Below are 22,603 nucleotides of genomic sequence, written 5' to 3'. Positions count from 1 at the left end.
ATGCCCGGCGATTTGTTGACTCCTCACGGGGGATGCGGCGAGCCGTTGGTGCTGGTGCACGGCCTGATGGGGCGCGGGACCACGTGGTCGCGCCAACTACCGTGGCTGACCCGCCTGGGCACCGTCTACAGCTACGACGCACCGTGGCACCGGGGTCGCGACGTCGACGACCCGCACCCGATCAGCACGGAACGGTTCGTGGCCGACCTGGGCGACGCGGTGAGCGCGTTGGGGGCGCGGGTCAGGATCGTCGGGCATTCGATGGGCGCCCTGCACGCGTGGTGCCTGGCCGCGCAGCGCCCCGAACTGGTTTCCGCGCTGGTGCTCGAGGACATGGCGCCGGACTTCCGCGGCCGCACCACCGGCCCGTGGGAACCGTGGCTGCACGCGCTTCCGGTCGAATTCGATTCCGCCGAGCAGGTATTCGCCGAGTTCGGGCCCGTCGCCGGGCAGTATTTCCTGGAGGCGTTCGACCGCACCGAAACCGGTTGGCGGCTGCACGGTCACACCTCGCGATGGATCGAGATCGCCGCGGAATGGGGCACCCGGGACTACTGGACGCAGTGGCTGGCGGTGCGGGTCCCGGCGCTGCTCATCGAGGCCGGCAACTCGGTCACACCGCCGGGCCAGATGCAACAGATGGCCGAAAGTGCCACAGCAGCAACGTATTTGCTTGTCCCGCAAGCGGGTCACCTGATCCATGACGAAGCGCCCGGGGAATACCGCGAAGCGGTGGAGTCTTTCCTGGCCGCGCCGGATCCGCGGGCCTGACGCGCTACTCCTCGCCTGCCAACGCGAACCGGCCGTCGCGCGTCTGCGTCACCAGGCCGTCGGCGAGCAGCGAATACAGCGCCCGGTCCCGCTGCGCGGTATCGGTCAGCCACGCCACATCAAGCTCCGCCCTGGTGACCGGGGAATCCTTGGCGCGCAACACATCCAGCAAGCGACCACGGACCTGCCGGTCGGTACCGGCATAGGTCTGGACGCGCCGCGGCGGTCCCTGCGCGGCGGGGTAGCCGGCGTGGCGCCAGGCACACCGGCCGAGCGGACACAGCCCACATCGCGGTGCGCGTGCGGTGCACACCGTCGCTCCCAACTCCATCAGCGCGACGGAGAATTGCGGCGCGGTTTCGTCGTCCGGCAGCAGCGCCGACACGTCGGCGTGGTCACGGGTCGCGGACGGGGCCCCGGCGTCAGCCATACCGTGCACCACGCGCGCCACCACCCGGCGCACGTTGGTATCCACCACCGGAACCCGCCGCCCATAGGCGAAGCAAGCGATGGCCCGCGCGGTGTAGCTGCCGACACCGGGCAGCGTCAGCAGGGTGTCGACGTCATCGGGAACGACGTCGTGGTGATCGCGGGCGATGACCGTGGCGCACTCGTGTAGGCGTTTGGCCCGCCTCGGATAGCCCAGCTTGCCCCAGGCGCGCAGGACGTCGGCGGCACTGGCGGCGGCCGTGGCCGACGGGGTCGGCCAGCGCCGCACCCACTCCGTCCAGATCGGCAGCACCCGGGCCACCGGCGTCTGCTGCAGCATAAACTCGCTGACCAGGATCTGCCAGGCGCTGACGCCCGGTTCTCGCCAGGGCAGGTCCCTGCGCGACGTTTCGTACCAGTCGACAAGATTGGTGACTGATATGAATTCCGGGCCCGTCAGGCCCGTCACCTCTGCTTGCGGCACAATCTCTGGCATGCCCAACACCAGTCCGGTAACCGCATGGAAAGCACTCAAAGAGGGTAACGAGCGATTCGTGGCCGGGCAGCCCCAACACCCGAGCCAGAGCGTCGAGCACCGGGCCAGCCTGGCAACCGGGCAGAAGCCCACCGCCGTCGTGTTCGGCTGCGCGGACAGCCGGGTGGCTGCCGAGCTCATCTTCGACCAGGGCCTGGGCGACATGTTCGTGGTGCGCACCGCCGGACAGGCCATCGATTCGGCGGTCCTTGGCTCGATCGAGTTCGCCGTGGCGGTTCTCGACGTGCCGCTCATCGTCGTGCTCGGTCACGACAGCTGCGGTGCCGTCAAGGCGGCCCTGGCCGCGATCGACGAGGGCACGTTACCCGGCGGTTTCCTGCGTGATGTGGTGGAGCGCGTGACGCCGTCGATTCTGATGGGCCGCCGGGAGGGCCTTACCCGAGTCGACGAGTTCGAGGAACGGCACGTACGCGAAACTGTGGCGCAGCTGGTGTCGCGGTCGACCACGATCGCCGAGCGCGTCGCCGCGGGCACGGTCGCGGTAGCCGGGGCCACCTACCACCTTGCCGACGGGCGGGCGGCGTTGTGCCACCACGTCGGCGACATCGGTGAACAGCGCCGAATAGGCCACTAGCGTTGCGCCGTTTCGGCCGCCCCTAACACGGCCGTTGGCCGCTAAACCCGGCGACACGCCGGGGCGGGTCAGCCATATCGGCGTGACCTGGCCTTACGCTGCAAACGTGCTCGATCTGGAACCGCGTGGCCCGCTGCCCACCGAGATCTATTGGCGGCGCAGAGGCCTGGCCGTGGGCATCGCGGTCGTCGTGATCGGGATCGTGGCCGCCACCGTCATCGCGTTCATGGGGCACAACTCGGGAGCCAAGCCCGCCAGCACCGGCAAGCCGAACTCCGCGCAAAGCAAGCCGGGCGCGCCCGCGCCCCAGGCGCCGCCACCGTCGGGACCCGAGAGCCCCGCACCGGGGGCGCCGCCGGCGCAGGCCCAGAACCCCGAGACGCCCACCCCCACCGCCGCCGTGCAGCCGCCGCCGGTGCTGAAGGAGGGTGATGACTGCCCCGATTCGACGCTGGCGGTCAAGGGCCTGACCAACGCGCCCCAGTACTTCATCGGTGACCAGCCGAAGTTCACCATGGTCGTCACCAACATCGGGCTGGTCGCGTGCAAGCGTGACGTCGGCGCCGCGGTGCTGGCGGCCTACGTCTACTCGCTGGACAACAAGCGGCTGTGGTCCAACCTGGACTGCGCGCCGTCCAACGAGACCCTGATCAAGACCTTCACGCCGGGCGAGCAGGTGACCACCGCGGTGACGTGGACGGGCATGGGTTCGGCCCCGCACTGCCCGCTGCCGCGGCCGGCGATCGGGCCGGGCACCTACAACCTGGTCGTCCAGCTGGGCAACCTGCGCTCGATGCCGGTGCCGTTCGTCATGAACCAGCCCCCACCGCCGCCGGGGCCGGTGCCCGGGCCGGGGCAGCCGGGGGCCGTACCGCAGCCCGAGGCGCCGCCAATGGCCGCCCCGCCGGCCGGCTGAGCTTTTCCGGTTCCGCTCAGCTCAGGGAGTCGGTGATCGTCGACTCCGCCAGCTGCGACAACCCCTCCCGCACGTGGCGCGCCCACATCGCGCCGATGCCGTCGACCGACTGCAGGTCGCTGGCGCTGGCCGCCAGCACGTTCTGCAGCGTCCCGAACGAGCGGACCAGGAGATCGGCGTGGGCGAACTGCAGCCGGGGGATGCCGGCCAGCGCTCGGTAGCCGCGCGGGCTAACCGCCGAATCCTGTGCCTCCGTCGTCATCGGATACCCGAAAACCTTTGCCAGAGCGGTGAAATCCAACAGCTCGGTGTCCGAGAGCGAGTCCAGCTCGTCGAGCGTCGCGGTCAGCTGCGCTTCGGACAGCGGGTCGGGGCTGGCGTGATAATCCCGCACCATCAACTCCCGGGCGTTGTCGTTGCCGCCCAGCAGCTCGTCGAGCTGCAGCCGCAGCTGGCGGCCGTCGGTGCCGAGTTCGACCACGTCGTTGTCGATCACCTGCCCGATCCGCCGGACCAACTCGAGTCGCTGCACCACGGTCAGGACGTCGCGCAGCGTGACGAAGTCTTCGATCTCGGCTCGCGACAGTTGCCTGCTGACCTCGTCGAGCCTGATCTTGTACCGCTCCAGGGTGGCGATGGCCTGATTGGCGCGCGACAGGATGGTCGCGGAATCCGCCACCACGTGGCGCTCCCCGCCCACGTACACGGTCACGATGTTCATCGAGTGGCTCACCGAGATCACCGGGTAGCCGGTCTGGATCGCCGCCCGCTCCGCGGAGCGGTGCCGGGTTCCCGACTCGTCGGTGGCGATCGACGGGTCCGGCACCAGCTGCACGTTGGCCCGCACGATGCGGCCGCCGTCGGTGGACAGCACCACGGCGCCGTCCATCTTTGCCAGCTCGCGCAGCCGGGTCGGCGCGTAACGCACGTCCAGGGCGAAGCCGCCGTCGCAGATGGCTTCGACGTTTTCGTCGTTGCCGAGCACGATCAGCGCGCCGGTACGGCCGCGCAGGATGCGTTCCAGGCCGTCGCGCAGCCCGGTGCCCGGCGCCAGGCGGGCGACGGTCTCACGCAGGGTCGGACGGGTCACAGCGTGCATTCTGCGGCCCATCGCGTCACGCGTCCAGCCGTTGCGGCCGTGCGGGCCCGCCGCGGCGGCCGGCGATGTCGATCATGTGCTCGAGCGCCGCGACGATGGTGGGCGCTCGCAGTGCGCGCATCCCGCGCGGGACTATTTCGCGCCGGGGGTCGTCGCCATCCGGGATGAGCGCGATGGTGAACCCCTGCCGCGCGGCCTCGCTGAGCCGGCGCTCCATGCCACTGACCCGCCGCAGGTCCCCGGCCAGTCCCACCTCGCCGATCATCACCGCCGTGGTGGGCAGCGGAAGATCGGCGAACGCGGAAGCCAGCGCGACCGCGACGGCCAGATCCGAGGACGGGTCGGTCAGCCGCATGCCGCCCACGGTGGACAGGTAGATGTCGTTGGCGGCGACGGGCAACTTGGCGTGCTTTTCCAGCACGGCGGTGATCATCGCGGCCCGCGAATGGTCGATGCCGCTGACGGCGCGGCGTGGCGAGCCGCCCGACGGGGAGGCCAGCAACGCCTGCACTTCGCCGATGAGCGGACGTTTCCCGTCGAGCGTCACCGTGATCGCGGTGCCCGGGACCGGCGCCGGGCGCTGATCCAGGAACAGGTTCGACGGGTCGACGACCCCTTCGATCCCGTTGTCGTGCAACAGGAAACACCCGACCTCGTCGGCGGCGCCAAACCGGTTCTTGATGCCGCGGACCATTCGCAGCGAGCCGTTGCGGTCTCCCTCGAAGTGCAGGACCACGTCGACCAGGTGCTCGAGGGAACGCGGGCCGGCGATGGCCCCGTCCTTGGTGACGTGCCCGACCAGGATCAGCGCGACCGCGTTGGTCTTGGCCGCGGCGGTCAGCGCCGACGTCACCGCGCGCACCTGCGTGACGCCGCCGGCGACGCCGTCGGCCTCGGTGGTGGACATGGTCTGCACCGAGTCCACGATCACCAGCGCGGGCTTGACCGTGGCGATGTGCTCGAGCACCGTGTGCAGGTCCGATTCGGCGGCCAGGTACAGCTCGTCACTACCGCAGCCGATGCGGTCCGCGCGCAACCGGATCTGGCCGGCGGACTCCTCGCCGGAGATGTACAGCGCGCGCCGGCCGGACTCCGCCCACCGGTGCGCGACCTCGAGTAGCAGCGTGGACTTACCCACGCCCGGATCGCCCGCCAGCAGCGCGACCGAACCGGGCACCACTCCCCCGCCGAGCACACGATCGAGTTCGGCTACCCCCGTCGAGCGGTGCTGGCTGGCATTGGGCTCGATGGAAGTGATCGGGACGGCCGGCGACGCCGCCGCCCGGCCCGCGCGGCGCCCGGCGACGGCACTGAGCACCGGGACCTCGTCAACCGTGCCCCAGGTGCCGCATTCGAGGCAGCGGCCGACCCACTTCGCGGTGACGTGCCGGCATTCCGAGCAGCGGTATTGCGAGCGCGCGGTTGCCACGTGATGACGGTATCGAGCCGCTACGACAACCCGCCGTCACGACAGGCGGTTACCCCGCGTGATTTTGCTGCGGCGGGGTCAGGCCGGCCGAGATCGGGACCAACACGGTGGCCTGCCCGGCCTTCTCGAAGTTGAAGGTGAAGTTGTAGGTGAGGCCGTTCGAGATGGGTTTGGCCAACGTGACGGTCGCCTTGGCCGCGGTGTTGGAATCGATCGGGCCCGGGGCCACCTTCTGGCCCTCGGGCGTGCCGATGAACAGCATCCCGCCGGCGGGCAGTCGGGTGTCGCCGCTGATCGCCACGGTGCCGATGTCGCTGGTGATGCCGACCAGCCGGTCGGGGGCGCTCGGCGACTGGTTGGTGGCCACCAGCACCAGGTCCACCGCTCGGCCCGGCTGGATGAAGTCACCCGTCTGCGTGGCCTGGATGCGGATGTCGCGCAGCGCCACGTGGTTGAACGTGACCTTGGTGCCGTTGATGGCCGGCTCCTGGACCGCCATCTGCGAGACCTGGCCGGCGCCGCAACCGCTGAGTAGGGCGGCCGCGACGGCCACCACGCCGGCCATGGCGACTCGGATGGCGACCGGGGTCGCGAACGCGGGAAGGCCGAGGCGGATCTTGAAGCGGTTCACTCTCTACAGCCTCCTGCTCGGCCGGTTCGACTAATGCAACTATGCACAGTAGTAGGAAGCCGTTGCGCGCGGTAGCGCGGGGCGCGGGACCAGCGCAGGAGCGCGGCGCGAGGGCCTTTCGGGCCGCTGCCGAGGCCGAATGAGGGCGTTGGTAATGTGCTCCATTGCACGACTTGCTCCCCATGTCAACCCCTAATCTGCGCGTGTTGTGCCCCTGACCTGCATCGTTGCGGCGCGCGTGGTTAGGCGGCCGTGTTAGAATGAAGTAACGAAAGGGGCTCGAATCAGATGATCTTCAAGGTCGGCGACACCGTTGTTTACCCGCATCACGGTGCTGCGTTAGTCGAGGCGATCGAAACCCGGACGATCAAAGGGGAACAAAAAGAATATCTCGTCTTGAAGGTGGCGCAGGGAGACCTGACCGTTCGAGTTCCCGCAGACAACGCCGAGTACGTCGGTGTCCGCGACGTCGTCGGGCAAGAAGGTCTCGACAAGGTGTTCCAGGTGCTGCGCGCTCCGCACACCGAGGAACCGACGAACTGGTCGCGTCGCTACAAGGCCAATCTGGAAAAGCTTGCCTCCGGTGACGTCAACAAGGTGGCCGAGGTAGTGCGCGACCTGTGGCGTCGCGACCAGGAGCGTGGCCTGTCGGCCGGCGAGAAGCGCATGCTGGCCAAGGCCCGCCAGATTCTGGTCGGTGAATTGGCATTGGCCGAGAGCACCGACGACGCCAAGGCGGAAACCATCCTCGACGAGGTCCTGGCCGCCGCTTCCTGAAGGTTCTGACGCTTCGGTGGCCCCGGAGACGGGCACCTCGGGCAACGTCATCGCCGTCGTCCCGGCCGCAGGGTCGGGGGAACGGCTGGCTGCGGGAATCCCCAAGGCATTCTGTGAGGTCGCCGGCCGCACCCTGCTGGAACGCGCCGTCGCCGGTTTGCTGGAATCCGGCATGGTCGATCACGTGGTGGTGGCCGTCCCCGTCGAGCGCATCGATGAGGCCGAGCGGGTCCTCGCCGATCGGGCCAGCGTGGTGGCCGGCGGGCCCGACCGCACCCAATCCGTGAACCTGGCGCTGGCGGCTCTCCCCGCGACCGCCGCGCCCACCTTCGTGCTCGTGCACGACGCGGCGCGGGCGTTGACCCCGCCGGCGCTGATCGCCCGTGTGGTGGATGCCCTGCGGGCCGGCCACGACGCCGTCGTGCCGGCGTTGCAACTGCATGACACCATCAAGGCCGTGGACGCCAACGGGGTGGTCCTGGGGACGCCGGAACGGGCCGGGCTGCGGGCGGTACAGACGCCGCAGGGGTTCGCCACCGAGCTGCTGCTGCGCGCCTATCGGGCCGGCGCCGATGCGCCCGGTTTCACCGACGACGCGTCGCTGGTCGAGCGTGTCGGCGGGCAGGTTCAGGTGGTCGACGGCGACCCGCTGGCGTTCAAAATCACCACGCAGCTCGATTTGCTGCTGGCCGAAGCGATCGTGCGCCGGTGAGCGGGCCGCTTCCCGTTCCCAGGGTGGGCCTGGGCGTCGACGTGCACCCGATCGAACCCGGGCGGCCCTGCTGGCTGCTGGGTCTGCTGTTCGGCGACGCCGACGGCTGCGCCGGCCACTCCGACGGCGACGTGGGCGCGCACGCGCTGTGCGACGCCGTCCTGTCGGCGGCGGGGCTCGGCGACGTGGGCGAAGTGTTCGGGGTCGACGACCCACGCTTCGAGGGCATCAGCGGCGCGGACATGCTGCGCCACGTCGCCGGTCTCACGTCGGGCGAGGGCTTCCGGGTTTCCAACGCCGCCGTGCAGGTCATCGGGAACCGGCCGAGGGTCGGTCCACGCCGCGCCGAGGCCCAGCGAGTGTTGTCGGAATTGCTGGGGGCGCCGGTCTCGGTGTCGGCGACGACGACCGACGGGTTAGGGCTGACCGGACGTGGTGAAGGCCTGGCCGCCATCGCCACCGCGCTGGTACTGCACACCGGGTAAGCCCGCGCAGCGCCGGGCGCCGGGGAACTACCCGGTAAGCTGGCACGTCGTGACCGATCGCGCCCGCTTGCGGCTACACGACACGGCAGCCGGTGCTGTGCGTGATTTCGTTCCGCTGCGCGAGGGCCACGTCTCCATCTATTTGTGTGGCGCCACCGTCCAGGGTCTGCCGCACATCGGCCACGTCCGCAGCGGGGTGGCCTTCGACATCCTGCGCCGCTGGCTAATCGCGCGGGGCAATGACGTCGCGTTCATCCGCAACGTCACCGACATCGACGACAAGATCCTGAACAAGGCCGCCGCGGCGGGCAGGCCGTGGTGGGAATGGGCGGCCACCTACGAACGCGCCTTTTCCGCCGCCTACGACGCCCTGGACGTCCTGCCGCCGTCGGCCGAGCCTCGGGCCACCGGTCACATCACTCAGATGATCGAGTTGATGGAACGCCTGGTCGACACCGATCACGCGTATGCAGCCGGCGGTGATGTTTACTTCGACGTGCTCAGCTACCCGGAGTACGGGCAACTGTCCGGCCACAAGATCGACGACGTCCATCAGGGCGAAGGCGCGGCCACCTGCAAACGCGACCAGCGCGACTTCACCCTGTGGAAGGCCGCCAAGCCCGGCGAGCCGTCCTGGCCCACGCCGTGGGGCCGAGGCCGGCCGGGCTGGCACCTGGAATGCTCGGCGATGGCCCGCACCTATCTGGGAACAGAATTCGATATCCATTGCGGCGGAATGGATTTGGTATTCCCGCACCACGAGAACGAGATAGCCCAGAGCCGCGCCGCCGGTGATGGCTTCGCCCGCTACTGGCTGCACAACGGCTGGGTGACCATGGGCGGCGAGAAGATGAGCAAATCGTTGGGCAACGTGCTGGCCATCCCGGCGATGCTGCAGCGGGTGCGGCCCGCCGAGCTGCGCTACTACCTGGGCAGCGCCCACTACCGGTCGATGCTGGAATTCTCCGAAACCGCCCTGCAGGACGCGGTGAAAGCCTATGTCGGCGTTGAGGAATTCCTGCACCGGGTGCGGGTACGGGTCGGTGGCGTTGAGCCCGGCGAATGGACGCCGAAGTTCGCCGAGGCCCTCGACGACGACCTCGCGGTGCCCGCCGCGCTCGCCGAGGTGCACCAGGCCCGCGCCGAAGGCAACCGCGCCCTGGACACCGGCGACCACGACGGCGCGCTGCGCCATGCCCGGGCGATCCGCGCGATGATGGGCATCTTGGGCTGCGACCCCCTCGACGAGCGCTGGGAGTCCCGCGACGAGACGTCGGCGGCGCTGGCCGCCGTCGACGTGCTGGTGCACGCGGAGCTGGAGAGTCGGCAGAAGGCGCGCGAGCAGCGCAACTGGGCGCTGGCCGACGAGATCCGGGATCGGCTCAAGCACGCCGGCATCGAGGTCACCGATACCGCCGACGGGCCGCAGTGGTCGCTGCAGGCCGGTCCAGAAAGCTAGGGGCCACGTAATGGCCGGCAACTCGCGCCGCCGTGGGGCAATCCGCAAGTCGGGCAGCAAGAAGGGCCCCACCGTGGGTTCGGGCGGCCAGCGTCGCCGCGGGCTGGAGGGCCGTGGGCCCACGCCGCCCGCGCACATGCGTCCCAACCACCCCGCCGCCAAGCGCGCCCAGTCCCAGGCCCGCCGCCCCGCCAAGCGCACCGACGAGACCGAGACGGTGCTCGGCCGCAACCCGGTGCTGGAGTGCCTGCGCGCCGGCGTGCCCGCGACCGCGCTCTACGTGGCGCTGGGCAGCGAAGCCGACGAGCGGCTCACCGAATCCGTGTCCCGCGCAGCGGATTTGGGTATCTCGATCCTCGAGGTACCGCGCACCGACCTGGACCGGATGACCAGCAACCACCTGCACCAGGGCATCGCCTTGCAGGTGCCGCCGTACAACTACGCCCATCCCGACGACCTGCTCGCCGCGGCCATCGGTTCGCCGCCCGCGCTGCTGGTCGCGCTCGACAACATCTCCGACCCCCGCAACCTGGGGGCCATCGTGCGTTCGGTCGCCGCGTTCGGCGGCCACGGTGTGCTGATCCCGCAGCGGCGGTCGGCATCGGTGACGGCCGTGGCCTGGCGCACCAGCGCCGGGGCAGCCGCCCGAGTCCCGGTGGCCCGGGCCACCAATCTCACCAGGACACTGACAGATTGGGCGAACCGTGGTGTGCGGGTGATCGGGCTGGACGCCGGTGGGGACACGACGCTCGACGACGTGGACGGCACCGACCCGCTGGTGGTCGTCGTCGGCTCGGAAGGCAAGGGGCTGTCACGGTTGGTGCGGCAGAACTGCGACGAGGTGGTGTCCATTCCGATGGCTCAGAATGCCGAGTCGCTGAACGCGTCGGTGGCCGCCGGCGTGGTGCTCGCGGAAATCTCCCGTCAGCGCAGGCGGTGATTTCTTTCCGCGAGCAGACACAAAAGCACCCGACGCGCCGAGGGTTCAGGGGCTTTCGCATCTGCTCGCTGATGATGTCCGCGCTGATCGCGCTGGCACCGGCCGCGCCAGCGCAGGCGCCCGGCTTCGACCTGCAGGCCCACCGCGGCGGGCGCGGGCAGGCCACCGAACAGTCGTTGCGGGCCTTCGCACGCTCGCTCGAATTGGGCGTCAGCACACTGGAATTCGACATTGTGCTGACCAGAGACCGGCAACCGCTGGTGTGGCACGATCCGACGATCGGGGCCGAGAAATGCACCGACATAGCGCCGGCGTTCGCCGGTGACCCGCAGTATCCCTACGTCGGCAAACTCGTGCACGAGCTCACGCTGGCGCAGATCCGCACCCTGGACTGCGGGCGCCGGCTGGACGACTTCCCGCACGCCGAAGTGGTGCAGGGCAACACGATCGCCACGTTGCCGGAGGTCTTCGCGCTCGCCGACTCCTACCGTGCCGATGCGGTGCGCTACAACATCGAAACCAAGGTGGAGGCCGACGGGCCCGGCGCCTCGGCCGAACCGCAGGAGTTCGTCGACGTGATACTGGCCGCGGTCAGGTCCGCGGGCAAGGTCGAGCGCGTGGAAATACAGAGCTTCGACTGGCGCACGCTGTCGCTGGTGCGCGTGGCCGAGCCGTCGATTCCGTTGGTGGCCTTGTACGACGAGCACGCTCTCGGTGATCCGCTGATCGGCGCGCTGGCGGTGGGCGCCGACGCCGTCTCACCGGACTACCGGCTGGTGACCGGCAAGCCGTACGTCGAGCGCGCGCATGCGTTGGGGCTCAAAGTCATTACGTGGACGGTCAACGACGCCGACGCGATGCGCGAGCAGATCGGGTACGGGGTCGACGGCATCATCACCGACTATCCGACGTTGCTGCGCGGCGTGCTCGCCGAGCTGTCCCTGCCGCTGCCGCCGGCATACCGGCGGGGCTAGTCAGGGCATCGCCTCAGCCCACTTCGTATGTCCTTCGAAGCCAAACATTTTCGCCATGTCACAGTGGTCCCTGAGGTCGGCGTAAGCCACGGCATCGCCATGTGCCCGGGCCAGCAGCGCGCGCAGCCGCAGCAGCTCAGATGTCGCGGATTACCAGACCCTCATCGGCCGGCGCGGCCGCCAATCGCTCGATCGCGGCCTCGGCTTCGGCTAAGTCGCCCTGAGGCCCGCGATCGAGCAGTGTCTCCACGAGCACGCCCGTTGCTGGCGTGCCGCACGCCAGCAGTTGTCCCTCCCGGACCAAGTGGTCTACTGCGGCGCGCATCAGCGCCATCGCCTCATCGGGATCTCCGCACGGTTCCCGTGCCACATACACGTCGACGAGCGGTCGATCCCCCAGGTTATGTGCATGGCGTGTGAACACGTCGATCACCTCGGCCAGAAGCGTCCGCCCGCGCGACCCACCGGGGGCAGGCGGGCCGATCGAGCAGCGGGACGCGACGAGTGCGCCCGGATCGCTCATCGGCCGACCGAAACGCTTCCCGCACCCCTGCAGGATCGGGTTTTGCGGTTAACTGCCGCCGCGCGGCGGTTTGGGCGATCATGAAGGAAATCTGACGGCGCGGGAGATCGGCGGATGGTTAACCCGGTCAGCGAGGCCAACGGCCGATGTGGGTCGTGCGGTAACGATCTGCGCGCCAAAGCACGGTTCTGCGATGTCTGCGGCTCTCCGGTCACCCCACGACCGGCCCGCGGCGAGCACAAGCAAGTAACGGTGTTGTTCGCCGATGTCGTCGGCTCGATGAAGCTCGCGGCCGCGCTGGACGCGGAACGGCTCCAAGAGATCATGAACGAGATGTTCAACCGTGCGGCGGCGGTGGTGCAGCGCTACCACGGAACCGTCGACAAGTTCACCGGCGACGGCTTGATGGCACTGTTTGGCGCCCCGGTGGCCCTGGAGGATCACGCGCTGCGGGCGTGCATTTCAGCCCTGGAGATCCACTCGGTCACCAAAGAGCTTGCCGCCGAGGTGCTTCGGCGTGACGGCGTCGCCTTGCAGATCCGCGTCGGATTGAACTCGGGCGCAGTGATCGCCGGCGAAATCGGCTCGGGTGAAGGAAGATACACCGCCGTTGGCCATCCCGTCGGAATGGCGCAACGCATGGAGGCGGCCGCCCCTCCGGGCGGCGTCATGTGCTCGCTGTCCACGGCGCGCCTCGTCGAGGACGCTACCCGCCTCGGACCCGTCGAAGACGTCCTCGTCAAGGGCGCCGATGCGCCCGTGCCCGCGCGCCAACTCCTCGGCATGGAATCCGAGCGGATGGTGTTGGGCCGCCAAGATGGGCTGATGCTGGGCCGCGACGAGGAGATGGGCCGGTTAGGCAGTCTGTTCGACACCCATCCCGGCTGCCTGGTCGGGATCGTCGGGCCCCCGGGGCTGGGCAAGAGTCGCCTGCTGCGGGAATTCACCACGGTCGCCGAGGGTCAAGGCGCCGGCATCGTCGTCGCCCGCTGCGAAGCCCATGCCAGCACACTTGCGTTCCGGGCGTTATCGCGCCTGCTGCGCGCCATGTTCGAGGTCGAGGGGCTCGGCGCCGGCGAGGCCCGCGACCGCACGAGCGCTCAATGCCCGGGGCTGTTCGGGCCGCACTCCGTCGACGCCCAGATCCTGTTCGAGGCTATGGGCATCGCCGACACCACGGCACCTCCCCTCGAGGTCAGCCCCGATGGTAGGCGCCGCCGGCTGATCGAAATCATGACGCTAGCTGTTCGGGCACGCTCGGATCGAACCGTGTTCGCACTCGAGGATGCGCATTGGATCGACGAGCCCAGCGACGAGGTGCTTGCCGATTTCGTGGAGGCACTCGACGGGACGAGGTCGATATTCGTCATCACCTATCGACCGGAGTTCCGCGGGGCGCTGCACCGCCGATCGAGCCACACGATGACGCTGCATCCGCTATCCGAATCGACGTCGGTCCGCCTGGTCCGCCAGCTCCTCGGGGGCGACCACTCGCTGGAGGCCCTGGACGAGCGAATCGCCACCGCGGTGGCGGGCAATCCATTCTTCGCCGAGGAGATCGTCCGCGACCTCGCCGGCCGCGGGTTGCTGTCGGGCGGTCGGGGTGGCTACCGCCTGACGAGCGATATCAACGAAATCGCCGTTCCCGGCACGGTGCAAGCGGTTCTTGCGGCCCGCATCGATAGGCTGCCTGCACCCACGAAGTCGATCCTGAACGCGGCGGCGGTAATCGGTAACCAGTTCGATGTGGAAACATTGCACGCTCTGTCGCCGGAAAGCTCGTCCACGCGCTTGGCCGAGCTGGTGTCGGCCGAGTTGATCGATCAGATCGAATTCGTTCCGCGACAACGGTATTGCTTCCACCACCCGCTGGTGCGCACGGTCGCCTATGAGTCGCAGCTGAGCGCCGTCCGCGTGCGGGCCCACCGTCGGCTCGCCGCCGCGATCGAGGCGCGCGACGCGGGCGTCGCCGACGACAACGCCGCATTGATTGCCGCACACCTGGAGGCGGGGGGCGACCTCGTCCAGGCCTACCGCTGGCATCTGCGCGCGGCGGAATGGCTTCGGCCGCGCGGTATCCGCGCGGCGCGTGCGGAGTGGGAGCGCGCACGCCGTATCGCTGACGGGTTGGCCGACGACCACGACGATGTGACCGCCATGCGAATCACCCCGCGCGCCATGCTGATTTCTACTTCGCTTTACGTGAGCGACGCCGACGGCACCGACGATCTGTACCAAGAGCTTCATGACCTAACGGCGCGATCCGGCGACCTGGCACCGCTCGCGCTCGCGACCGCCGGACGCATCTGGTCGTTCAGTATCAACGACATTCGGGTTCCCGAGGCCGTGGCGCTGGCGTCGGAGCTCGAAGGCATGGTCAGCGACATTGTGTGCGACGCGGCGACGAAGGCCATAATCCTCAACTCGTTAGCCTTCATCCGGTTCGCCAACTGCGAATTCGACGCCGCCTTGCGGGTTGCCGACGCGATACTCGCACTGCCCGGCGATGTGCCCGCGAACGAAACGGTTGCGGCGCAGATCCTTCGCGGAATCATCGGCATGTGCCTCGGCGGCTCCGATGCGGGTCGGCGGGATTTCCGGGAGGGGCTTGAACAAGCACATACGCTCGGCCCCCTCAACTATGCGACGATGTCGCATTACTCGGGAACGGTCGCGATGTTGGGCCTGTGCAGGGCGGCCGACTTGGCCGACGGGACGCGGGATGCGTTGCGGTGCGCGGAATCTCTGGGCGACGTCAACGGTATCATCGCCACGCTGTGGGCCCATGGATCGGTCCTGCTGCGCACCGAGAACACGTCGCGCGACGAGGCGATCGCTCTGCTTGACCGCGCCCGCGTCCTGATCGAGGAGCACAATCTCCATCACATCGGTATGACGAGCATTGCCGCGGATCTGGCGATCGATGCCGCGCGCCAGGGGCGAATCGACGAAGCGATCGACAGGCTTCGTCCCACCTTCTGGCAACACTTCGACGGTGGCAGCCGAGTCTTCGTGGGCTGTACGGCCGAGGCGCTCGTCGAGTTGCTGACCGAGCGGGGATCGATCGACGACCTCACCGAAGCGCACCGAATCGTCGAGCGGTGGCAGGTGCGGCCACCCGGCATCGCGGCTACGGATCTCTGGTGGCTGAAATCGCGCGCGCTGCTGGCCGGGGCGGACGGCAACTCGGACGTCTACGCCGAACTGGCAAAGTCATACCTCGCGTTCTGCACGAAGCTCGATGCCCGCGGTCGGCTGCCCGAGGCGCACCGAATGGTCGACGAATCCCTTGCGCCGCGGCGGGGCTGACGATGGCCGCGATCCTGGCGTACACCTCGCCCGCGCTGGGGCACCTGTTGCCGATGAGCGCGCTGCTGTCGGAGCTGACCAGCCGCGGGCACAGCGTTCACGTGCGGACGCTTTCCGCCGGTGTGGAGATTGGTCGGCAGTTCGGATTCGGCACCGACGCGATCGATCCGCGCATCGAAGCGATCCAACTCGAGGACGGGAAGGAAGCCACTCCCCGGGCCGCGCTCAAGAGCGGCGTTGCGACGTTTAGCCGGCGCGCCGCGCACGAGGTGGCCGATCTCGGGGACGCGATAACGCGGATCCGTCCGGACGCACTGCTCGTCGACGTGAACTGCTGGGGAGCGCTGTCGGCGGCGGAGGCCGGTGCGATCCCCTGGGCGACCTTTGTGCCGTACACGCCGCCGCTGCGGTCGCCCGGCGTGCCACCGTTTGGTCCGGGTCTCAGACCGTTGTCGGGCGTGTTGGGCCGGTTGCGCGATGCCGCCGTGCGCGTCGTAGTGGTGCGCGCGCTGGAGAAGGTGATGCTGCCACCGATCAACACGATTCGTGCGGACCTCGATTTGCGGTCGGTCGCGTCGATGGACCAGTTTTTGCGTGGCGCGCCGCTGGTGCTGGTCGCCAGCGGCAAGCCGTTCCAGTACCCGCAAACGGATTGGGGTGACGCGGTACAGCTGATCGGGCCCTGCGTGGTCGATCCGGGGCCGCACACCGTCCCCGATTGGCTGGCAGCGATCGACAAGCCGATCGTGCTGGTCACAACCTCATCCGAGAAACAAGCCGACACCGACCTCGTCCGGACGGCGGTGACCGCGCTGCAGGATGAGCCGGTGCACGTCGTTGCAACGCTGCCGGCCGGGCGACCGGACGAGGTCGCCGCAGCACCCAACGCGACGGTACTGCAGTTCATCCCGCACGGCATGGTGCTGGATCGGGCGGTGTGTGCCGTGACGCACGGCGGCATGGGGGCAACTCAAAAGGCGCTCGCGCATGGCATTCCGGTTTGCGTGGTGCCCTACGGGCGCGACCAACTCGAGGTCGCGCGCCGCGTCGAGGTGGCCCGGTGCGGCACCCGCCTGCCGGCAAAGAAACTGTCACCGCCGCGGTTGCGCAGCAAAGTTCGAGAAGCGATGACGATGACCGATGGTGCGCGGCGGGTGGTGGCCGGCTTCCGGGCCACCGGCGGGACGGCCCGCGGCGCGGACCTGTTTGAACAGCGCGTACTCGGCATCAACGTCAAATGACCTCAGCAAAGCAGGCGCCGGGTGTCCATCGACGCACCGAAACGGCGATAAATCGGCCCGCGCGATGCCTTCACGCCGTTATAGTCGCCGCGTGATCAGCGGCGACCCGCTGACCGGGCGTGACAGCGAATTGGAAATCATTCGCCGCGCCCTGAGCGGTTCTGGCAACCACTCCGGCGTGGTGATCGCCGGAGCCGCCGGTGTGGGCAAGACGAGGCTCGCCCGCGAGGTGCTGCGCCGTGCCGAGGCGTCGGGCGAGCACACGAAGTGGATCGTCGGCACCGAGTCGGCGCATGCGCTACCCCTCGGGGCCTTCATCGGCCTGTTGGGTGGCGCCATGTTGGACCCGCTGGCCAACGTCCGGCGGGTGATCGAGTCGTTCGTCGTGCAACAGCGCCGGGCTCGCATAGTGCTTGGCGTTGATGACGCTCATCTGCTGGACGGGTTGTCCGCGTTTGTCGTTCATCAGCTGGCGCAGTCAGGCGGGGTGCGGCTGGTGGTGACGATGCGGACCGGCGGCGAGGGGCCCGACGCGGTGACGGCGTTATGGAAGGACGGGCTGCTTACTCGGCTCGATCTTGAACCGCTTTCAGCCGCGGCGACGCGCGAACTGATCGAAAGCACGCTCGGCGGCCCGGTCGATGCCCGCAGCGCGGCCCGGTTCCGGAAGCTGACCGGGGGAAACACCATGTTCCTGCGGCAGTTGCTGAGCGATCAGAGAGCGGCCGGGCGAGTGCGGGAATCGGCCGGGGTGTGGATGTTGGACGGCGACGTCGCGGTCTCGGCGAGCCTGTCCGACGCGGTCGTGCGCCAGATGGGCCGGCTCAGCCCGGGGGTTGCACTGGTGGTCGACGCGCTGTCGCAGTGTGAGCCGTTGGCCGTCGATGTGCTGTGCGATGTGGTGCGCCGCCGTGACCTGTCGGTCGCCGAGAGCATGGGTCTGGTGAGCGTCGAACGCACCGGTGGCGGCCTGACGGCCAGGCTGGCGCACCCACTGTTCGGTGAGCTGCGCCGCGCGAACGCGGGCGAGATGTATTTGTCGGGAATCCGGGGCAGGTTGGCGACACGGCTGGAGAGAGACGGCGACGCCGACATGCAGACCACCGTGCGACGTGCGCTGCTGAGGCTCGAGTCGGACCTCGATCCCGAGCCCGAGCTGTATCTGGAGTCGGCGCGGCATGCCATGACGCTGCTGGACTTGGATCTTGCGGACCGGTTCGCCACGGCGGCAACGCAAGCCGGTGCACGCGGGGCGGCCGGGGTGCGGGCAATGAACCTCGTGCTGCTCGGACGCGGCGAGCAGGCCGAGACGGCGCTGTGCGAGATGGCGGATGCCGCCCTGCCCGACGGCCACCACTGGGCGACGGTGCGGGCCGCCAACCTGATCTGGATGCTCGGCAAGCCACGAGCCGCGGCGGTGATCCTGGACGGCCTCGCTCATCCGAATTCCAAGACTCGCGAGACCCCGGCGCAGGCGGCGGAACGTCTGGCCGTGCAGGCCTGCCTGGACGCGGTGTCGGCGAGGTGCGGAATTGCGGCCGAAAGGGCCAGGGCCGCACTGGAGTTCGAAGCCCTGCCCGGCTTTCACGCGATGATGGCGTCGCTTGCCTTGATCATGGCGATGGGGGCATTGGGGGAGGTCGACGAACTTGCGGATGTGGCCGAGCAGGCGCTGCGGCGCGCGACGACGTCGTTCCAGGCGTCCCACATGCGGTTCTGGTTCGGGGCGGTATATGGTCGCGCCTGCAAATTGACTGGTCGTATCGACGAATTCGTCGACACGGCAAATCAATTGGCCGATTCGGCCCGCGACCTTCCCGGCCTTGCCTATGCGAACCTGGCCCTCCTGCTGGGGAATGCCGACCTGGCTCGCGGGGCCGTCGCCGACGCGGCCCGGCTGGTGCACGAAGCGCTTGCCGGGGCGGAAAGGCATGCCGTTACAACGGGTTTGCGGGCAGCGAGCTACTTCGCCCTGGCGGAGGCGCACGCGAAGCTCGGACAGCCCGCCGAGGCGAACGACGCTGTCACCGGGGCGCGGTCCTGTGTGCCGCCCGACTTCTTATTTATGCACACCGCCCTCTCGCTGGCCGGCGGGTGGGCGATGGCGGCGAGCGGCCGTTTGCGCGAGGCGGTGACGAGCGCGCATGAGGCCGCGCAACTGGCCCACGACCGCAGCCAGCCCACCCACGAGCTGGTCTGCATACAGGTCGCGGCCCAATGGGGCGACGCGTCGCGGGCGGCGCGGGCACGAGAACTCGCCCGGGCATTGTCGCTGCCACTGGCCGACGCCGTTGCGTCGCATGCGGAGAGCCTGCTGGCCGGGGATGGCGAGGGCCTGCTGGCCGCGTCGTCAGCGTATCGGCGGATCGGCGATCGGGCCGCGGCCGCCGACGCTGCGGCGCAGGCCTCGGTTGCGTTCGACGAGAGCCAGCAGCATCGGCGCGGACTGTATGCCGCGGCACTGGCCAAGGAATTGGCCGACAAATGTGGTGGTTTGTGCACGCCTGCGCTGAGGACCCGGGGAGGTCTCAAGCTCTCCGGCCGCCAGCGCGATGTCGTCGAGCTCGTCGTCGTCGGCCTGTCCAACCGCCAGATCGCCGAGAAGCTGGTGATGTCGGTGCGCACTGTGGAGGGCCACGTCTACCGGGCCTGCCAGCTGGTGGGGGCCCAGTCACGCGAGGAATTGGCCTCGATCATCCGTTCCGGCTCCGGCGCGTCCAGCTGACGCATTGCGCCCGCGCGCAAGTCGAGTAGCCGACTACGCAAGCGCGACAACGACGACCGGTCATACCGTGCCTGCAACGACACAAGGAGTTGGCATGGTCGAGACGCTGGTTCAACCCTCAGCCGACGCGCTCGCGTTGGCGCCGAAGAATCCGCTGCCGTATTGGCGGCAACTCAGGGCGGTCCGGTCGTACATCGACGGATTACAGACGCTGGTGGACGCCGGCGGACCCGTCACCCGGATCGTGCTCGGACCCAAATGGCTGTTACCGAACCTCGTGCTGATCGCCAGCCCGCAAGGCGCTCGTGACCTGTTGGGCCGCACCGACGAGGTCGCCGACCGGGGCCGCACCCGCACCATGGTCGAGATGCGGGCGCTGATGGGTGGCAACCTGCTCGACCTTCCGCACGAGCGCTGGCTACCGCGGCGGCGCACACTGCAGCCGATGTTCACAAAGCGCCATGTGCCCCGCTACGCGGGACACATGGCCGCGGCGGCGCAATCCGTGGCCGACGGTTGGCGTGACGGCGCGGTCGTGGACCTCGACGCCGAGTGCCGCAAGCTGACCCTGCGCGCGCTGGGGCGCTCGGTGCTCGGGCTGGACCTCGACGAGCGTGCCGACGAGATCGGCTGGGCCCTGCGGACTTCCTTGGAATGGGTCGCCGATCGCGCGGCGCGCCCGATCAATCCGCCGCGCTGGCTGCCCACCGGCGGGCAGCGCGCCGCTCGCCGGGCCAACGACACCCTGCACCGGCTGGCGGCCGAAATCCTGGACGCGGTTCGCGTCGACCCCGACCGCGACGCCCCGTTGGTGCGCGCCCTCATCCAGGCGATCGACGAGGAGACGGGTCATCCGCTGGCCGACGACGAGATCTGTCACGAGCTGGTGCTGTTCATGCTCGCGGGCCACGACACCACCTCGACCACGCTGACCTACGCGCTGTGGTCGCTGGGGCACCACCGCGACATCCAGGACCGGGCGCGTGCGGAGATTGCCGCGCTGGGGGAGCGGGCGCTGACCCCGGACGACGTGCCCGTGCTCGACATGACCGTGCGGGTGTTGCACGAGGCGCTGCGGTTGTGTCCCCCCGCGGCGGGGACGATGCGCGCGCCCACCCGCGACATCGTGGTGGACGGCCACCTGGTCGAGGCCGAAACCATGGCCCTGGTGAGCTTTTATGCGCTGCACCGCGACCCCGCGCTGTGGGAGGAACCGGAGCGTTTCGATCCGGACCGCTTCCTTCCGGAGCGGTCCAAGGGCCGAAGTCGTTGGCAGTACCTGCCCTTCGGCGGCGGGCCACGCTCATGCGTCGGCGACCACTTCGCGATGCTGGAGGCCACACTCGCGCTGGCCACCGTCGTCCGCGCCGCCGAGATCGAGTCCCTCGACGAAAGCTTCCCGCTGGCAACGCCGTTCACGGTGGTCGCCGCCGCGCCCATTCACGCCCGTATCGGCACCAACGAAGTCACCAGGAGGTAGCGATGAAGTATGTAGTGACCTGGACGTATCGTCTCAACGGTTCGGCGGTGGAGAACGACGAATCGCTGCGACGTGGTTTGGCCGCGTTCACCAAGTGGTCGCAGCCGCCGAGCACCACATATCACCAGTTCGTTGGCCGCATCGACGGCGGCGGCGGATTCGCGGTCGTGGAAACCGATGACCCGGCCGACTTGGTCGAAACCACAGGGCAATTCGCCACCATCCTCGACTACCAGATCTATCCGGTCGTCGACATCGCCCAAGCGGCGCAGGCGCTGCAGCGGGGTGTGGAGTTCAGGGAGGCCGTCGGCTAACGACGCTCCGCCTACTAGAGGCCCAGCAGCCGCGCCGACGCCCACAGCGCGAGCACCGCCACCACCAGCGACGTGGGTACGGTGCACACCCCGAGGCGGGTGTATTCGCCGACGCCGGCGTCAACGTCGTGCTGTCGAAGCACGCGTCGCCACAACAGGTTCGACAGCGACCCGACGTAGGTCAGGTTGGGGCCGATGTTGACCCCGATCAGCACCGCCAGCACCGCCACCGGCCCGGCCGGCGCGACCAGCGGCAGCAGCACCAGCGTGGCCGGCAGGTTGTTGACGATGTTGGCCAGCGCGGCCGCGATCGCGGCGATCGCCAGCAAGGTGGGCAGGCCCGAGCCCGACGGCAGCACCGCCGACATCGCCCGGTCCATGCCGTTGAGCATGACCGCCTGCACCACGACGCCCAGCGCCAGCACGAACACCAGGAACGCCACGTTGACCGAGCGCGCGATCTCGGCCACCGAGGTGTGCCCGCGGCGCAGGCTGCGCACCGCCAGCACCGCGGCACCGCACAACGCCACCCAGGCGGGTGCCACCCCCACCGACTGCGCGACCGCGAACCCGGCGAGCGTCAGCGCGACGACCACCAACACGAACACCGGCGGGCGCGGCGGCGCGCCACGCTGCTCCGGGTCCGGCTGCACCCGTAGGTCCTTGGCGAAGAACCAGCGAAAGATCGCGTACAGGGTGGCCACCGCGCCCAGCCATGGCAGCGTCATCATCAGCGTGAACTTGGTGAACGAGATGTGGGCCGTGTGGAAGGCAAGCAGGTTGGTCAGGTTGGACACCGGCAGCAACAGCGAGGCGCCGTTGGCCAGATGGGCGGTGGCGTAGGCGTACGGCCGCACCCGGGTGCGTTGTCGCCGCACGGCGGCGAGCACCACCGGCGTCAGCAGCACCACCGCGGCGTCCAGGCTCAGCACGGCGGTGATCACCGAGGCGGTGACGAACACCCGCCGCAGCAGGGCACCCGACCCGACGCGGCCCCGGGCGATCGCCGCCCCCGCGGCCTCGAACAGGCCCTCGTCGTCGCACAGCTTGGCCAGCACCAGCACCGCGCCCAGGAAGGCGACCACCACGGACAGATCGGCGATCTCCTTTGCCGCCTGATGAAACGAGATCGCGCCGATCCCAATCAGGATGAGCCCGGCCGGAACCGCCGCCAGCGCCTCCGGCCAGCCCCGTGGGCGCGCAACGGCGAACCCCAGGACGACGGCGAGCAGCAACAGCGCGACGGTCAGTGCCAAAGT

The 22,603-nt window shown here is 69.2% G+C and carries 20 protein-coding genes; 14 read left to right on the top strand and 6 right to left on the bottom strand.

Annotated features, from left to right (window positions below; genetic code table 11):
* A complete protein-coding gene (locus tag A5775_RS08840; RefSeq protein ID WP_067250828.1) occupies positions 1-771 on the top strand; it encodes an alpha/beta fold hydrolase in 771 nt (256 codons plus the stop codon).
* A 4-nt stretch (positions 772-775) separates the two neighbouring features.
* On the opposite strand, the gene A5775_RS08835 is transcribed toward A5775_RS08840, so the two are convergent.
* Positions 776-1,696, bottom strand: coding sequence for an A/G-specific adenine glycosylase (locus A5775_RS08835; protein ID WP_067250825.1), 921 nt, complete (start codon positions 1,694-1,696; stop codon positions 776-778).
* On the opposite strand from A5775_RS08835, the gene A5775_RS08830 reads away from it, so the two are divergent.
* Together A5775_RS08830 and A5775_RS08825 are read left to right on the top strand one after the other, a co-directional pair.
* Positions 1,695-2,330: a carbonic anhydrase gene (locus tag A5775_RS08830; protein WP_067250821.1), complete on the top strand. Its 636-nt coding sequence runs from the start codon at positions 1,695-1,697 to the stop codon at positions 2,328-2,330. The genes A5775_RS08835 and A5775_RS08830 overlap by 2 nt on opposite strands.
* 106 nt (positions 2,331-2,436) lie before the next feature.
* Positions 2,437-3,246, top strand: coding sequence for a hypothetical protein (locus A5775_RS08825; RefSeq protein ID WP_156660628.1), 810 nt, complete (start codon positions 2,437-2,439; stop codon positions 3,244-3,246).
* A gap of 16 nt (positions 3,247-3,262) precedes the next feature.
* On the opposite strand, the gene disA is transcribed toward A5775_RS08825, so the two are convergent.
* The 3 genes from disA to A5775_RS08810 are packed head-to-tail and all read right to left on the bottom strand — an operon-like array spanning position 3,263 to position 6,405.
* Positions 3,263-4,345, bottom strand: a complete 1,083-nt coding sequence (gene disA, locus A5775_RS08820; RefSeq protein ID WP_156660627.1) for a DNA integrity scanning diadenylate cyclase DisA — start codon at positions 4,343-4,345, stop codon at positions 3,263-3,265.
* Positions 4,346-4,361: 16 nt separating this feature from the next.
* Positions 4,362-5,774 carry a DNA repair protein RadA gene (gene radA, locus A5775_RS08815; protein ID WP_067250814.1) on the bottom strand — a complete coding sequence of 471 codons (1,413 nt, stop codon included), beginning with the start codon at positions 5,772-5,774 and terminating at the stop codon, positions 4,362-4,364.
* A 49-nt stretch (positions 5,775-5,823) separates the two neighbouring features.
* Positions 5,824-6,405 (bottom strand): hypothetical protein, encoded by a 582-nt coding sequence (locus tag A5775_RS08810; protein ID WP_067250811.1) that lies wholly within the window; start codon positions 6,403-6,405, stop codon positions 5,824-5,826.
* Positions 6,406-6,693: 288 nt separating this feature from the next.
* Between A5775_RS08810 and carD the strand changes: the two genes are divergently transcribed.
* The 6 genes from carD to A5775_RS08780 all read left to right on the top strand — a co-directional run bounded on the left by carD (position 6,694) and on the right by A5775_RS08780 (position 11,752).
* Positions 6,694-7,182, top strand: coding sequence for an RNA polymerase-binding transcription factor CarD (gene carD / locus A5775_RS08805; RefSeq protein WP_007166539.1), 489 nt, complete (start codon positions 6,694-6,696; stop codon positions 7,180-7,182).
* 16 nt (positions 7,183-7,198) lie between these two features.
* Positions 7,199-7,894 carry a 2-C-methyl-D-erythritol 4-phosphate cytidylyltransferase gene (ispD, locus tag A5775_RS08800; protein WP_067250808.1) on the top strand — a complete coding sequence of 232 codons (696 nt, stop codon included), beginning with the start codon at positions 7,199-7,201 and terminating at the stop codon, positions 7,892-7,894.
* Positions 7,891-8,379, top strand: coding sequence for a 2-C-methyl-D-erythritol 2,4-cyclodiphosphate synthase (gene ispF / locus A5775_RS08795; protein ID WP_067250804.1), 489 nt, complete (start codon positions 7,891-7,893; stop codon positions 8,377-8,379). The genes ispD and ispF overlap by 4 nt, the downstream gene beginning before the upstream one ends.
* A gap of 49 nt (positions 8,380-8,428) precedes the next feature.
* Entirely contained in the window at positions 8,429-9,838 is a 1,410-nt protein-coding gene (cysS, locus tag A5775_RS08790) for a cysteine--tRNA ligase (RefSeq protein WP_067250802.1), read from the top strand.
* Between the two features lie 10 nt (positions 9,839-9,848).
* Entirely contained in the window at positions 9,849-10,778 is a 930-nt protein-coding gene (gene rlmB / locus A5775_RS08785; protein ID WP_067250799.1) for a 23S rRNA (guanosine(2251)-2'-O)-methyltransferase RlmB, read from the top strand.
* A gap of 71 nt (positions 10,779-10,849) precedes the next feature.
* Positions 10,850-11,752, top strand: a complete 903-nt coding sequence (locus tag A5775_RS08780; RefSeq protein WP_156660626.1) for a glycerophosphodiester phosphodiesterase — start codon at positions 10,850-10,852, stop codon at positions 11,750-11,752.
* Between the two features lie 136 nt (positions 11,753-11,888).
* Here the strand turns inward: A5775_RS08780 and A5775_RS08775 are convergent, their stop codons facing one another.
* A complete protein-coding gene (locus A5775_RS08775) occupies positions 11,889-12,275 on the bottom strand; it encodes a hypothetical protein (protein WP_067250796.1) in 387 nt (128 codons plus the stop codon).
* 114 nt (positions 12,276-12,389) lie between these two features.
* On the opposite strand from A5775_RS08775, the gene A5775_RS08770 reads away from it, so the two are divergent.
* The 5 genes from A5775_RS08770 to A5775_RS08750 all read left to right on the top strand — a co-directional run bounded on the left by A5775_RS08770 (position 12,390) and on the right by A5775_RS08750 (position 21,344).
* Positions 12,390-15,584 carry an adenylate/guanylate cyclase domain-containing protein gene (locus A5775_RS08770; RefSeq protein ID WP_067250792.1) on the top strand — a complete coding sequence of 1,065 codons (3,195 nt, stop codon included), beginning with the start codon at positions 12,390-12,392 and terminating at the stop codon, positions 15,582-15,584.
* A 2-nt stretch (positions 15,585-15,586) separates the two neighbouring features.
* Positions 15,587-16,825, top strand: a complete 1,239-nt coding sequence (locus A5775_RS08765) for a glycosyltransferase (RefSeq protein WP_067250789.1) — start codon at positions 15,587-15,589, stop codon at positions 16,823-16,825.
* A gap of 91 nt (positions 16,826-16,916) precedes the next feature.
* On the top strand, positions 16,917-19,550 hold the full coding sequence (locus A5775_RS08760; protein ID WP_067250785.1) for an AAA family ATPase: 2,634 nt from the start codon (positions 16,917-16,919) through the stop codon (positions 19,548-19,550).
* A gap of 94 nt (positions 19,551-19,644) precedes the next feature.
* On the top strand, positions 19,645-21,030 hold the full coding sequence (locus A5775_RS08755; RefSeq protein WP_067250782.1) for a cytochrome P450: 1,386 nt from the start codon (positions 19,645-19,647) through the stop codon (positions 21,028-21,030).
* A gap of 2 nt (positions 21,031-21,032) precedes the next feature.
* Positions 21,033-21,344, top strand: a complete 312-nt coding sequence (locus A5775_RS08750) for a DUF3303 domain-containing protein (RefSeq protein WP_067250779.1) — start codon at positions 21,033-21,035, stop codon at positions 21,342-21,344.
* Positions 21,345-21,358: 14 nt separating this feature from the next.
* Here the strand turns inward: A5775_RS08750 and A5775_RS08745 are convergent, their stop codons facing one another.
* Positions 21,359-22,600: an SLC13 family permease gene (locus A5775_RS08745; protein WP_067250776.1), complete on the bottom strand. Its 1,242-nt coding sequence runs from the start codon at positions 22,598-22,600 to the stop codon at positions 21,359-21,361.
* Between the last annotated feature and the right edge of the window lie 3 nt (positions 22,601-22,603).

The sequence above is a fragment of the Mycobacterium sp. 852002-10029_SCH5224772 genome, assembly GCF_001667315.1.
Taxonomy (GTDB): Bacteria; Actinomycetota; Actinomycetes; order Mycobacteriales; family Mycobacteriaceae; genus Mycobacterium.
The sequence above is the reverse complement of the archived record's forward strand: the minus strand, read 5'-3'. Positions and strand labels throughout refer to the sequence as shown.

Excerpts from the sequence above, each read along its gene's own strand:
- A5775_RS08840 (WP_067250828.1), top strand. The coding sequence starts at position 1 with ATGCCCGGCGATTTGTTGACTCCTCACGGGGGATGCGGCGAGCCGTTG.
- A5775_RS08830 (WP_067250821.1), top strand. The coding sequence starts at position 1,695 with ATGCCCAACACCAGTCCGGTAACCGCATGGAAAGCACTCAAAGAGGGT.
- A5775_RS08835 (WP_067250825.1), bottom strand. The coding sequence starts at position 1,696 with ATGCCAGAGATTGTGCCGCAAGCAGAGGTGACGGGCCTGACGGGCCCG.
- disA (WP_156660627.1), bottom strand. The coding sequence starts at position 4,345 with ATGCACGCTGTGACCCGTCCGACCCTGCGTGAGACCGTCGCCCGCCTG.
- carD (WP_007166539.1), top strand. The coding sequence starts at position 6,694 with ATGATCTTCAAGGTCGGCGACACCGTTGTTTACCCGCATCACGGTGCT.
- rlmB (WP_067250799.1), top strand. The coding sequence starts at position 9,849 with ATGGCCGGCAACTCGCGCCGCCGTGGGGCAATCCGCAAGTCGGGCAGC.
- A5775_RS08780 (WP_156660626.1), top strand. The coding sequence starts at position 10,850 with ATGATGTCCGCGCTGATCGCGCTGGCACCGGCCGCGCCAGCGCAGGCG.
- A5775_RS08775 (WP_067250796.1), bottom strand. The coding sequence starts at position 12,275 with ATGAGCGATCCGGGCGCACTCGTCGCGTCCCGCTGCTCGATCGGCCCG.
- A5775_RS08770 (WP_067250792.1), top strand. The coding sequence starts at position 12,390 with ATGGTTAACCCGGTCAGCGAGGCCAACGGCCGATGTGGGTCGTGCGGT.
- A5775_RS08765 (WP_067250789.1), top strand. The coding sequence starts at position 15,587 with ATGGCCGCGATCCTGGCGTACACCTCGCCCGCGCTGGGGCACCTGTTG.
- A5775_RS08755 (WP_067250782.1), top strand. The coding sequence starts at position 19,645 with ATGGTCGAGACGCTGGTTCAACCCTCAGCCGACGCGCTCGCGTTGGCG.
- A5775_RS08750 (WP_067250779.1), top strand. The coding sequence starts at position 21,033 with ATGAAGTATGTAGTGACCTGGACGTATCGTCTCAACGGTTCGGCGGTG.